This is a genomic window from Pseudogracilibacillus amylolyticus (SeqCode) (genome assembly GCF_051918545.1).
Classification (GTDB): Bacteria; Bacillota; Bacilli; order Bacillales; family Amphibacillaceae; genus Pseudogracilibacillus.
Genome location: NZ_JBPPZG010000113.1, coordinates 1 through 13,143 on the forward strand (window position 1 = coordinate 1; position 13,143 = coordinate 13,143).

The window sequence follows — 13,143 nt, forward strand, 5'->3', positions numbered from 1 at the left end:
TTTTAGATACCAATAGGGAGGCTTATTATAAATATACCAATTCGCTAGAATCAGAGGTGTGGAACAAAGTTAAGTATGATGTAAATAATTTTCTTCCAACAGAGCTGTATAAATTATTAGATGACCAAAATCGAGAATATAAGGATATAAAAGAAGCATTACTTCCGGATTACCAAAACATAGATGAAATTGACTTTGATGTTAGATTAAAAGTACATAAAAAAATAATTTGTGATATAGAAAAGGAAGTTGAAAAATATAGTGAGGAATTAAAAGAAAAATTACTTTAAAGTATTCTAATAATATCTAACTTACTTTGATGAATTAATTCGGTTTCTCGAATACTGTGGATGAAGGGGAAATTTCATGAAAAAAGGTCAAATTGGCGTTAGTCATTTAGTTTATATTATTATTATCTTTGTAATTGTACTTTCATTTTTTCTTGTTATAGCGTTTGGAGGAACAGAAAATGCAAGTAGAATGGTAGGAACTGCTTCAACTGTATCATCATTGATTTTATCGGTAATAGCAATCGTATTGTCTTTATTGGATGTAGCTGGGCAAAGAGAGTCAATGATTGATTTAAAAGAAACTGCTGATAAATTGCAAGAATCAAATGTAAGTTCTAGTTCTCTAATAGAAGAATTAACAGTAAAGATGCATGAACTACAAGGAATGAAAGAACAGATGATTGAAGCGGTGTCAGCATCGGAAGAATGGCAAAAAGGGCTTGTCGATGAGATTCAAGGTCTTAAGCAAAAAGAGATTGTTAAGCAAGAAGATTTAGAAGAACTTTATGGAAAGGCTAACGAAGCACTTTATTTTGAGCATATTAAAGCCAACCCTCAATTGTTAAGAGAGAGTATGGATATAAATTCAATATTGTGGGGAACTATTAACTATCTCAGACAGGTATACAAGCCAAATGATCAGATTAGCTCCGACAAACTTATAGAAATAATCGCAAAAAGATACAATTCACCCAAATTCACTAGTATCAGAATATTAAAACGTTTAGTGGATCTTAAATATGTAACTTACAAATTTAACTCAGAAAATGACGAACCTTATTTGAGATTAAACGATAAATTGTTTAATAAAGACAATGGACAGGCATTTAGTTAAGGATATTGGGGTTAGACCCAATATCATAAAACTAAGAAGTAAAAAATGTAAATTACTTTTTTAACACCTCTTATTGTTGGTATATCGATTGTAAGAGGTGATTACATTATTATGATTAAAAGTAATTTTTTTATTGCTGTAGAGTTAAGTCAAAAGGCTCTGTATGATTACAGTTTCATGTGTAGCTCGCGTATGAAAAGTAGTACTAAAAGAAGACCTTGCAAGAAACCTGTATCGCAAACTTGCCCTAGTAGAAATCGAAAGAGAACTCATTAAAATATCCTGTAGTTTGATGGAAGATGATGTATATACTATTGATGATGCAGTAGGCGAACTAATAGAAATTATAGATTTGATAGAAATGGAGCGGCAAGGGATTGTGGGTGATATGAGGATTTCTTAACGACGTTTTAGGAGATGTGTGATTGGGCAATTAACAAGGATGTAGTCTCAGAATTCTTTAATATATGTTGAGGAAAGACAGTGAAAATGCATGAATGAACCCTGGAAAAAGAAAAATAGTACTTATAGAATCTCTTGATTATTTTGCTTTGAGCTTATTAGGTGTTTCATGTTGAAAATGATTTAAATCTTAATTTGTTGGCCACTGATTGATATCCAGTTTGTTGTAGATCCAATACCCGCATTTAGCAACAAACTGTGTTTACACATGTATTTAAAATGGGTACAATTATTGTAATAACAGTACCAGCACCTAGGATAAAATTGAAAAGAAATGCATATTTAAAGTATCTCCTTCATAATTTTAGTTAACACTAATATAAGTTTTTACTTTATCTAATAAAAATGATAACATGGGAGGTACTTTGGTATGGAGAAGGGAGTTGTAATAATGTATGATATTAACCTTCAAAAACATCGTTCTTTAAGCTACGCCCAAATATTTTTAAATAAAAAAGAAATAAAGCATATTACTAGTTATAATTCGGTTCTACAGAGTAAGCTTGATTTAATAGGTGACTTAATCGCTGATAGTTTGCTGAAAATGTTGAGTTTTTTTGCTGACCATCTTAAGAAACGCGAATATATTGAAGACTATTTATATGAACTTGGGCTCCTCCATGATATTGCCTCAGAATATGAACAAACTTTAAAAAATGGAATTCCTTTGTTGAATACACTGTCCAATGAAATAAAGAAAAAAGAAATTAACGAGGAAACGTTTATATTACTGGAAAAAATTATCGACTATCAATTTGAAACAACGAAGGAAATAGTGACAAAAGAACTAACAATAGAGCGTATTGAAATCATTTATAATCATCTGCGAGATGTACCTAATTATCTGAAGACAGATCTTGAACTAAATACTCTTCCTTCAACTGAAAATATAACAAGTGAAAAAGTGGTAAATAATAATAATTGGTATATCATTGAACAGACTTATGATCCTAATGAAAAATATATTGCATAAGGAGTTTGTGTAGATGTCAGATAAGTATAGACAACTAATTGAATCTATTGAACTAAACAAAATTGAACTACTCTCCTTAGATTGTAGTCAAAATAAGGATTTTCCAGCTGAAAAAAGAAATAGCTTAGATATAGCTTTAAAAAATAATCTCGTAAAGTTTGAATTGGATGGAATAGAACTTCAAGTAGAAGCCGAGTTTGGGGTTATAGCTTTCAACTATGTTAAGGAAGAAAACGAAACAACTAAAATGGAAGATATTAAAAACGAAGATATATTATTTAAAATAGACTTTTCGCTTTTATTAAGTTATGTGTTAGATATGGAGAATACTGAGGATTTATTGATAGAGTTTGATGAAGAAATTGATATCTTCGTTAATAAAAATGTACCAATAAATGCTTGGCCATATGTAAGAGAGACTATTAGTTCCATGACTACTAGAATGGGTTATCCAGCCCTTGTTATCCCAACTTACAAAAATTTACCTCCGCAATAAGTTATGGCGATAAGTATAAGCAGTACAAAAGGATTATCACAGGATCAACTAGTAGTCGAAATAGTCAAAAGAGTTCAAGCGAAGCCGGCTATATTTAAATATTTATCTCGTATATTTTCTGATTATAAACAAAATGATGAGCAATTAAGAATTGAGATATTTAGCTATATTGATAGAGTATTACACTCGCCACGACTTACTTTGTTAGTAGACACCAAAACAATTGAACAATTAAAATTCTTGATGAAATCAATTTATCAATTAAACCTCGATAAATTTAGTAAGGTTCGTGGAGAGGTGTTGGAAAATATTGTATATCATTTTGGCCCAGTTACTAAGGGTCTCCATCAAGAACAGGTATATATAGAACCAATAATAAGGGATGGAAATACGATTATCGGTGATTCTGACATTAAATGTGACTTTGTCTTTTACCAGGGTGAATGTTGTCCAATTGAATTTATAGAATGTAAAGCAAATATCGCAAATATTATCCCACACAGCTTACCTTTTGATAAGGCGAAAAGAAGTCATAAAAATAAAATAAACTATCTTGATAGTGCTTTCGGCTATCTTGCAAGGCATTATTCAGAGCCAAATATTTATTTTGCTTGTTATAACTTGGATTATTCTAGAGAGTTACATAATCTCCAGAAAAATTGGGGTTATATAAACATGGATTTTGTAAATGCCGAGGAAATAATTGATGGAAAAAAATAGACTCCCCTGAATACTAGTTCAATTTAGTGATGGCTCAGTTGGAGTATCAAGATATAAAGACTTACCCAGTGCGTGTTCGAAAAATTGAGGTTTGTTCTCCTCTCTATGTTAATGTTCTAAAGCTAAAGTGGCGGAGTTATTATTCATTTTGTGGGGCATGTACCCCGTCCATAACTAATGAAACGCAAATACCTTCTAACTATTTTAGATATTGACGTTTAATCCCAAAAAGACAACACCGACAATCCTAACAGATTACCGATGTTGTCTTTTTTTTATACACCCTACTTACACAATCTCCTGCTCAATCCTATACGTAAACACATACCTACAAATCCCGGCCCGCTCCAACTGCTTCTCTAGCGTATGCTGCGAAACTTCCAATTCAACTTCAAGCCCAATCCGAAACACAACCACTGATTTTTCTTTATCCCCTTGTTTCGCATCCGGAATACGCTTCACATGATGCACATGTTTCTCAAAAATCCAGATACAATCCTGATCCTTGATCGCATGAGTAGGAAATGCATAAATACCAAAATAAATGCTCACCGGGATGGGAACTTTTCGTTTATAACCAGTCTGCTCCATCACCGATTTCCTTCTACCATCGAATTTAGCACCGTATTTTGAACATGCACGTTCCATCAGCTCAAGCCCTGTTTTTTTGACGAGGAATTGCTTATCTTGCTCGATTACAATCGTCTCGTACTCGATATGCCTTGCAGGTAAAAGTATAAAGGTCCTCGGGTTAATCAAATAGTCTTCTAAAACTTCAAACTTATTGTTCATTGTAATTAGCCTCCAATATAATCGTTTTATTTTACAAATATAATTGTAGGCTAACTTTGGAAAAACCATCCAAAATTGGATTATGACACTTTTTATCCCTGTCATTTTGCAAGTTTGTCCGATGAAGATTCAATTTTGCAGCGCCTTTCGAGAAATAAGGAAAAAGTAATTTTATCTATGATGCCTTATGATGAACGTATCACTGGAAGAAAGGAATAAAAATAACATTTCAGCTGATAGGATTCAGAAAGGAGCGAATTACAATGAAAAAAGAGAAAACAGAAGGAAAGAGAGTTTACGAGATGAGTTTTGAGGAAGTTTTCAAACAAAATGAGCGAAGGATCCATTACCACATCCACCGCTTAGGTATTCGTGATCCGCATCAAGATTTTTACTCGGAAAGGCTCGTCGCCTTATGGACAGCCCATCAGAAGTACAATCCCAACAAAGGACCCCTTGGCACCTACTTCAACTACAACATCCGCAATCGACTCGTCGACATGCTCCGTAAAGACATCCGCGAACAAGAGAAGAAAGATTCCATTGTAAAAACGGAGAAGCAGCGAATCAGCGATGCAACGATGGAACTCAAAAATAGGACGGAAAAAACGCCGGGGAGTGAGCTGGAAGAGCGTGAGTTGTGGCAAGACGTGAAGTCTGAGCTTACTGCGAAACAGTGGGATTGGGTGTATTACTATATTATTTAGGATATGCCGCTGAAGGAAATTGTGGAAAAGAAAGGGGTTTCCGTGGAAGCGGTGAAGAGTTGGGGGAAGGGAGCAAGGAAGAAGTTGCGAGCGTTGGGTGAAAGGCAGACTTCGAAATAAAGGGATGTCCCTATAAATAATCCCAGCTGAAAAAATGAAGGTTCAGCTGGGATGCTTGATGTATTTTTTACGATAACTTGAGGAAAATCAGAAAGGAATAGATAAAGATGAATTACATAAAAGAAATTAATGCATTTTATGATCACCAGGAACGAGAGCCATTATCCGGAGCAGCGGTCGCGTTGTGGCATGCGCTCATGCATATGAACAATAAAACGAGATGGAAAAATACATTTACTGCCCCAGGGTCCGTACTTCGTAATAAGGCGGGCCTGACAGAGAGCAGTTTCAAGCGGGCACGTACAGAGCTTGAGGAATTAAAGTACATCGAGGTGGAATCACGGGGCAGAGGAAGAGCACCTATTTATACAATGCACAGTTTAATCATGGAGATGGAACAGGATGATAAGGTTTCCTCGAACCTTGAAACGGATTTCCGGGGTAGAGAAGAGCAGTTTAGCAAGACGCAGATGCCGGTCACAGAAGAAGTGAAGCAAGCGGGTATGCATAGTTTCGCGGGTGATCGATTGGAGGAGAAAAATGCGGAAGGGCCAATTCAAGTAGAGCAGGCTAGCGGCGAACAATTGACCGAGTCTTCGGAACAGGCGATTGCGTACTCCTTGCCCCAGCAAGGGAACGCACGATTGACCTTTGTTCCAGACCAACTTGTGGACCAACATATGAACCAACCTCCGACCCACCATTCGGACCAAGTTCCGGCCTCTTTAATTAAACAATACATAAACAAAACAAATACAAAACAAAATAATACAAGTGCATCTGCAGCAGCTATGCGGGGTGTATTTGCAGACCAAGAAATGAACGAGTTGGCGGAGGAACCAGATGCGATTCTGTTTTATCAAGAAAACTTTGGCCTGGTCAGTCCGTTTGTCGCGGAGTCTTTACTGGACTGGACTCAAGACTTGGGGGAAGAATTAGTGATCGAAGCGATGAAGCGGGCATTGGAACGGAATATTTTATCTTGGGCTTATGTGAAGAGTATTTTGAAGGCGTGGGATAAGAAGGGGATTCGGACGTTGGGTCAGGTGGAGGCGGAGCGAGTGGCTTTTGAGAATGGGCGAAGGCAGAAGCGTGTGGGGAGTCGGGATATTGTGCCGGAGTGGTTGGAAGGAGAGATGCGGAAGCGGAAGGAGCGTGAGAGTGAGAAGCGAGATGAGGAAGCGACGCCGGAGCGGGTGGAAGAGGTGATGAGGAGGTTGGGGATTGGAGTTTAGGATAGGAAGGGCAATGTCATCAAGTTAAGCTGTAAATAATTTACAATAGTGTAGGTATTAATATTATTAGTTTGCCATAAACATTAAACTCTTTTCCGTCTAGTTCTCTATTAATAAATAATCTCAAGAGCCCAGCGAACGAGTTCATCATGGTCTAATTCTATATCATCCAGCCAGATACATGGAGGTAAGAGTTTGTCTTCCACTTCCCACGTTATTTCAGCAGGTAGATACATGTGAATGAAATATCTTGCAATGCGGGCTTCTACTTCTCCAGGGATCAAACTTGAATCGTGTTGGAGGAAGGAGTAGAAGATAGGACTTTTCTTCTTCCTCAAACACCTTATTTCGTGAACTAGGACGTTTTTGGAAATCAGTAGTATTTTACAGGAATCATACATATCTTGAAATCTCATTACTAATAATTCTTGTATTTTCTTTTATCGTTCTTCTAATTTTTAATAAATCTAGATCATTTGTTACAAAATTTGGTATAAATGCTCCAATAGAAAGAATTACTTTATTTTCTGAATTGAAAATTGGACATGCAATTGCGTAAATACTTTCTGTATGCTCTGAATCTGTTTCTGCAATTCCAGATTCTTTTATTTTTTTAAGATCATCAATAAATTGATGAGGGTCAGTAATGCTGTTTGGTGTATATTTAGGTAACTTTCCGTCTGTACTATAATGCTTAATTATATTATGTATACTAGAATCTTCCAAATGGGCCATATATACTTTACCAACTGCTCCACCAATTATTGGAAAACTTTCTCCTGTTGAGACGGTTAGTCGAATTTGCTTTGTAGATTCCTCTTTGGCAATATATGCCATATTGAATGGGTCGATTTGCTTAGCTAAGACTACGGTTTGGTCTATACTGTTACAAATTGAAGGCAAAAATGAAATAACAGTGTCAATATAATTATTCACCTCTCTCGCCCTAGCTCCAAGTGCAATTAAATAAGATCCCAATTTATATTGTTTAGTCTGTTCATCAAAGTGTACAAACTCTTTTCGTTGTAACGTTTTTAAAATACGTAAACAAGTGCTTTTATTGATAGAAAGTGCATTACTTATTTCAGATAATGTACTAGATTTTGCATATTCAGTTGTAAGAAACTCCAGCACCCTCAATGAAGAATTGACAGAGGGGATAAAGTTTGTATTCTTCTTCATCTCTAATTCCTCCCTTAAAACATTTTATATAAATACCAGTAAATAAAATTATATATGAAAATAAATGTTAATATAAATTAATATAAATAAAACAAAATTTAAATTGCTTATGGCGGAACTATTAATAGTTAGATAAAAAGTAGTTCTTTAACCAAACAAAACCTATGGTTACAAGCTAACTTCAATTACCTTTATAAGTAACTGGCATGCTATTTATATTCTCCAAAGCACAAGATAAATAGTGTTTCGGTCAGAATAAACTAATAATTCCCGTTGACAAGATAATTCATATGATTTAATATCAATTGTATCAATAAAGAAACTTAATTTCAATAGTGAAATAATATTAGGGGGTTATACTTATGAGGAGCAAACTTGCGATAGATGTCGGTGGAACATTTACAGATGTAGTTTTATTAAACGAAAAATCTGGCTCAATAAGTTACACAAAAACACCATCATCTTTAGGAGATCCTTCAGATGGGGTGCTAAACGGAATTAATAAAATATTGTCAGAAACCAATGTGAAACCAGAAGAGATTGATTACTTTGTGCATGGTACAACCTATGCGACAAATGCATTTCTTGAAAGAAATGGCTCACAAGTGGCTTTATTGACTACAGAAGGATTTAGGGATGTCGTTGAGATTGGCAGGCAAAAGCGGCAAAAGTTATATGATTTACTTCAAGACAGGGAGCCGTCGTTAGTAGAAAGAAGATTTAGATATGGAATTAAAGAGAGAATTAGCGCAAAGGGCAAAGTAATTACTGAACTCGCTGAGAGTTCTGTGATCAATGCAATTAAGCAAATTAAGAAAGCAAATATAAAATCAGTAGCTGTAGTATATTTACATTCTTATACAAATCCAGAGCATGAAAAGAAAACAGAAGAGATTATAAGAGAGCATTACCCAGAGTGTCAAGTCTCTTTATCTCATGCGATATCACCAGAATTCAGAGAGTATGAAAGAACTATTACAACGATTGTTAACGCTTACTTAAAGCCCAACACCAAAAACTATTTCCATAACTTGGATGATAAATTAACGGAAAGGAAAGTAAAAACTCCTTATATTGTAAAATCTAGTGGTGGTACAATGACGCTAAACACAGCAAGTAGTCGTGCTGTAGAAACTTTATTGTCTGGACCTGCTGGTGGGGTTACTGGATCGAGTTACCTTGCAAATAAAATTGGTATTCGAAATATTATCACGCTTGATATGGGAGGAACAAGTACAGATGTTTCCATGATTTTAAATCAAAAGCCGAAAACGACAATGGAAAGTGTTTTCAAAGGTTATCCTCTAAAAGTTCCTATGATTGATATGGAGACGGTCGGTGCTGGAGGAGGAAGTATAGGGTGGATAGATGAAGGTGGTTTACTAAAAGTTGGGCCTAAAAGTGCTGGTGCAGTCCCTGGACCTGCTTGTTATGGCAAAGGTGGAAAACAGCCTACAATAACTGATGCTAATCTTGTATTAGGTAGATTGGATCCCAAGTCTTTCCATAATGGAGAAATGGAATTGGATGTAGAAGCATCTAAAAGGTCGTTCTCTTCAATTATGAAAACTACAGGGAAGACATTAGAAGAGGCAGCTATTGGTGTCTTGGAAATTGCAAATCATCACATGGCTGAGGCAGTAAGGCTTGTTACCGTGAGAAAAGGATTTGACCCAAAGGATTTTAGCTTATTTTCATTTGGGGGAGCATCTCCGCTTCATGCGAGTGAAATTGCCAAATCTTTAAATATCCCAACTATCGTTATTCCGAAAGTATCATCTGAAATGTCAGCATTCGGTTTTTTAACAGCTGATATTAGACATGATTTTGCATTAACCAGATTGACGAAATTAGATGATTCATTTTCGGTTTCCACCATTAATAAAGCAATAGAGCAACTACAAGAACAAGGCGAAGAATTGCTCATAGAAGAGAAGGTACCAGAAGATAAACGCCTGTATTTATTTAAAGCAGATTTGAGGTATAAAGGACAAGCCTTCGAGGTTGCTGTAGACATTCATAAGTCTGATCTAGAGGATAGAGATATTGATGTTATAAAGAATAGATTTTATAAAGAATATGAACGACAGTATGGTCATTCTGAGAAAACAGGACTAGTAGAGGTTGTAAACTATCGTATGACAGCAATAGGCATGACCTCGAAAATTGAATTAGAAGAATATCCCGAGGGTAACGAAACACCTCCTGAAAGAGCTTATGAAGGAGATCGTGAAGTCTTCTTGAATAATAGCAAAAGGTTTGAAAGTATCCCTGTATATGACATCAGAAAATTTCTTGCAAATAATAAAGTTAATGGCCCTGCGGTAATAAATGGTGTAAATACCACAATCATGTTAGAAGATGGTGATCAAGCTGAATTAGATAAATTTGGTAATTTAATTATTAAAGTGGGAGGAGATGTAAATGTCAATGGCAGTTAAAGATAAGATTGATCCAATAAAGATGGAAGTTGTTGGGCATACATTGAAGTCAATTGCTGAAGAAATGAGCGTTACGTTACAGCGGACAGCATATTCAAGTATAGTTCGAGAAGCAATGGATTATTCAACTGCGATATTTAATGTCTATGGGGATTTAGTAGCTCAATCGGATAATATTCCCACACATCTAGGTTCCATGGGAAAGACTTTAAAAGGAATCTTAGAAAATCATTATTCTGTAGAAAATATAGATGAAGGTGACATGATTATAATTAATCATCCTTATATGGGAGCATCGCATACTCCGGATATATTGTTATTCGCTCCTGTATTTTCGAGGGGTGAGTTGGTAGCGTTTTCTGGTACGATGTGCCACCATGCCGATGTGGGAGGAAGTGTTGCTGGAAGTTCTCCAACTAATGCGATCGAACTTTTTCAGGAAGGGCTTCTTTTACCACCACTAAAATTATATGAACAAGGAAAAGAAAATAAAGCAATTACAGAAATTATTCGTTCAAATGTAAGGATGCCTCATTATACAATTGGGGATTTACTTTCCCAAATTTCTTCAAATAAAATTGGAGCTAGTAGGTTAAAAAGTTTATTTGAAAAGTATGGTAATAAAACCGTAATAAAAATTATGGATGAATGGATAGCTTATTCAGAAAAGCGTATCCGAGCTAAGATAGAAGAGCTGCCAGATGGTGTATATTATGCAGAAGGGCATTTAGACGATGATGGTGTGGAGATAGGTAAAAAAATTCCTTTGTCGGTAAATATTGAGGTTAAAGGAGACCAAATTACATTTGATTTCACAAATGTTGCAGAACAAGCGAAAGGACCTTTTAATGTAACGAAAGAAACCGTTTGGTCTGTAGCCTACTACATTACTCGTTGTATAACAGATCCGAACATACCTCAGAATGAAGGGGTGTTTGAACCTATTGATATAAAATTAAAAAAAGGAACCATATTAAACCCGAAATTCCCAGCACCAGTAAGTGGTAGATATCATACTATTATGAGGTTGAGTGATATTTGCTTCCAAGCTTGTACTAAGATTCTTCCTGACCAGATACCAGCTTCTAGTCATGCCCATGCAACCACGATAGCAATTGGTGGAAATCACCCAGATAGTGATGAGTATTTTGTATACTACGAATTGAATGGTGGAGGAATGGGTGCAAGACCAATGAAAGATGGGATAAGCGGGATTGATGTGTATGTAGGTAATTGTATGAATGTTCCTGTTGAAGCGGCAGAGCTAGAATATCCTTTGGAGTTTCAACGTTATGAATTATTTCAGGATTCAGGTGGAGCAGGGAAATACCGAGGAGGTCTTGGAGTTGAAAGAGAGATTAAAACTCTCACTGATGAACTTACGGTAACTATTCGTAATGATGGAGAAACAAGTAATCCCAGAGGTTTTCAAGGTGGAAAAGATGGAAAGCCAGTAGAGAAGTATATAATCAAAGATACAGGGGAAGTCGAACGTGTAATTGGAAAAGTAACTGCCAAGAAATTGAGTAAGGGAGACACAATCTCTATAAAGACGGCAGGCTCTGGAGGATTTGGAAACCCGTTGGAAAGAGATAGAGAGGCTGTCATCAAAGATTGGAAAGATGGTTATATATCAAGCGAAACACTTAAAAACGTATATCTTATAGATTCGGAAACTATTAACTAATATAAATGGATTGGGTAACATTTATTGATTTAGAGAAGATAATTTTAATGATATAGCTCCCATGCTAATTCATTTTCAAAGTTAAACTTGGTTTTTGGTTCAAAAGGGATTAGAGGTTGAAGGAGATAAGACGGAAAAAATCAAAATATGTAAATGATAGTATTGTCTCTATGTAAAAAGTGTAAAAAGGTTCATTTATCATAAGGTGTGTTCTTTCTTGAATCTCCTTCGGCTATCACAACAAGAATGCTTGGTTATGTGATAATTAAGGAAAAGGATATTTAAAAAGGTGACACTAATCGATCATTATTTCATAGAGTTCGCAAAACGAGGGATAATGTAATTTAACCCAAAATTCAATTAGTCTGAACACCTATTAAAATAGCAGATTTTTGTGGGGATATAAAGTAGAAATAATAGTTATTAGGATAAACTAGGTGAATCCTAGAAGTATAAATACAGTTCTTATATAAATATTTTATCGAATTAAGTTAACGGAGGAAACCAGTATGAGATTATTGAATAAGGTTGCAGTTATAACCGGCGCTACAGGTGGAATAGGCTCTAAAATAACTGAGAAATTTCTGGAGGAGGGTTCTAAGATATTACTTATTGATTTAGATGAAAAAAAATTAAGTGAATTAAAGGAAAAGTGTTCAGACAAGAAAAGACAAATTGAAACTCTAGCTATTGATGTATCGGAAGAAAATGAATGGAAGAAAGTAGCTAACAAACTAGATGCTACATTTGGTGAAATAAATATATTAGTAAATAATGCTGGTATTAGTGGTGTAGAAGGAGTATTAGAAACGACTCCAACAAGGTGGGAAGCTATATTAAATACTAATTTAAAAAGTGTATATCTAAGTATGCACCAGTTACTGCCAAAGCTTATTGAAAGCGGAGGTGGTTCGATAATTAATATCTCTTCTATCTTTGCTTTAATTGGATCTGTGGATCTACGTCAATATTTAGGACACATTTAAGTTAATTTTTCTTAGTGTGCTTTGAAGCTTATTTGAATATATATGTGAAGGCTTGACATGGAGCCTCTGTGCGTGTGGTGATTTGCGAAAGACGAAAGGTTAGTAAAACACATTTCGCCAGGCAAAAGCCTACCACACGCACCTCTCCAAGTAAAGCCGTGCACTTATGTCAATTTGTGCAATTATGCAGCTTGATTATGCGCTAACTCTTCCTTCT

General features: G+C 35.5%; 12 protein-coding genes. 10 read left to right on the forward strand and 2 right to left on the reverse strand.

Translation table 11 applies throughout. The annotated features are described in order from the left end of the window. The 5 genes from ACPYKA_RS12805 to ACPYKA_RS12825 all read left to right on the forward strand — a co-directional run. Positions 1-290 (forward strand): hypothetical protein (locus ACPYKA_RS12805; protein WP_479542653.1); only part of this gene is annotated, 290 nt, incomplete at its 5' end. 76 nt (positions 291-366) lie between these two features. Beyond that, positions 367-1,125, forward strand: coding sequence for a hypothetical protein (locus ACPYKA_RS12810; protein WP_479542654.1), 759 nt, complete (start codon positions 367-369; stop codon positions 1,123-1,125). A gap of 832 nt (positions 1,126-1,957) precedes the next feature. After that, a complete protein-coding gene (locus tag ACPYKA_RS12815) occupies positions 1,958-2,560 on the forward strand; it encodes a hypothetical protein (protein ID WP_479542655.1) in 603 nt (200 codons plus the stop codon). Positions 2,561-2,573: 13 nt separating this feature from the next. Continuing rightward, entirely contained in the window at positions 2,574-3,056 is a 483-nt protein-coding gene (locus ACPYKA_RS12820) for a hypothetical protein (RefSeq protein WP_479542656.1), read from the forward strand. Positions 3,057-3,059: 3 nt separating this feature from the next. Further along, positions 3,060-3,776 (forward strand): hypothetical protein, encoded by a 717-nt coding sequence (locus ACPYKA_RS12825; RefSeq protein ID WP_479542657.1) that lies wholly within the window; start codon positions 3,060-3,062, stop codon positions 3,774-3,776. Positions 3,777-4,064: 288 nt separating this feature from the next. On the opposite strand, the gene ACPYKA_RS12830 is transcribed toward ACPYKA_RS12825, so the two are convergent. After that, positions 4,065-4,568, reverse strand: a complete 504-nt coding sequence (locus tag ACPYKA_RS12830; RefSeq protein ID WP_479542658.1) for a competence protein ComK — start codon at positions 4,566-4,568, stop codon at positions 4,065-4,067. A gap of 263 nt (positions 4,569-4,831) precedes the next feature. On the opposite strand from ACPYKA_RS12830, the gene ACPYKA_RS12835 reads away from it, so the two are divergent. Together ACPYKA_RS12835 and ACPYKA_RS12840 are read left to right on the forward strand one after the other, a co-directional pair. Continuing rightward, positions 4,832-5,275: a sigma factor gene (locus tag ACPYKA_RS12835; protein ID WP_479542659.1), complete on the forward strand. Its 444-nt coding sequence runs from the start codon at positions 4,832-4,834 to the stop codon at positions 5,273-5,275. Between the two features lie 227 nt (positions 5,276-5,502). Beyond that, positions 5,503-6,630 carry a DnaD domain-containing protein gene (locus tag ACPYKA_RS12840; protein ID WP_479542660.1) on the forward strand — a complete coding sequence of 376 codons (1,128 nt, stop codon included), beginning with the start codon at positions 5,503-5,505 and terminating at the stop codon, positions 6,628-6,630. Between the two features lie 393 nt (positions 6,631-7,023). Here the strand turns inward: ACPYKA_RS12840 and ACPYKA_RS12845 are convergent, their stop codons facing one another. Then, positions 7,024-7,812 (reverse strand): IclR family transcriptional regulator, encoded by a 789-nt coding sequence (locus tag ACPYKA_RS12845; RefSeq protein ID WP_479542661.1) that lies wholly within the window; start codon positions 7,810-7,812, stop codon positions 7,024-7,026. A 362-nt stretch (positions 7,813-8,174) separates the two neighbouring features. Between ACPYKA_RS12845 and ACPYKA_RS12850 the strand changes: the two genes are divergently transcribed. The 3 genes from ACPYKA_RS12850 (at position 8,175) to ACPYKA_RS12860 (ending at position 12,926) form a co-directional block, all read left to right on the forward strand. Beyond that, positions 8,175-10,253, forward strand: coding sequence for a hydantoinase/oxoprolinase family protein (locus ACPYKA_RS12850; RefSeq protein ID WP_479542662.1), 2,079 nt, complete (start codon positions 8,175-8,177; stop codon positions 10,251-10,253). Beyond that, positions 10,237-11,940 (forward strand): hydantoinase B/oxoprolinase family protein, encoded by a 1,704-nt coding sequence (locus ACPYKA_RS12855; protein WP_479542663.1) that lies wholly within the window; start codon positions 10,237-10,239, stop codon positions 11,938-11,940. The genes ACPYKA_RS12850 and ACPYKA_RS12855 overlap by 17 nt, the downstream gene beginning before the upstream one ends. 509 nt (positions 11,941-12,449) lie before the next feature. After that, positions 12,450-12,926, forward strand: coding sequence for an SDR family NAD(P)-dependent oxidoreductase (locus ACPYKA_RS12860; protein ID WP_479542664.1), 477 nt, complete (start codon positions 12,450-12,452; stop codon positions 12,924-12,926). Positions 12,927-13,143 lie beyond the last annotated feature (217 nt).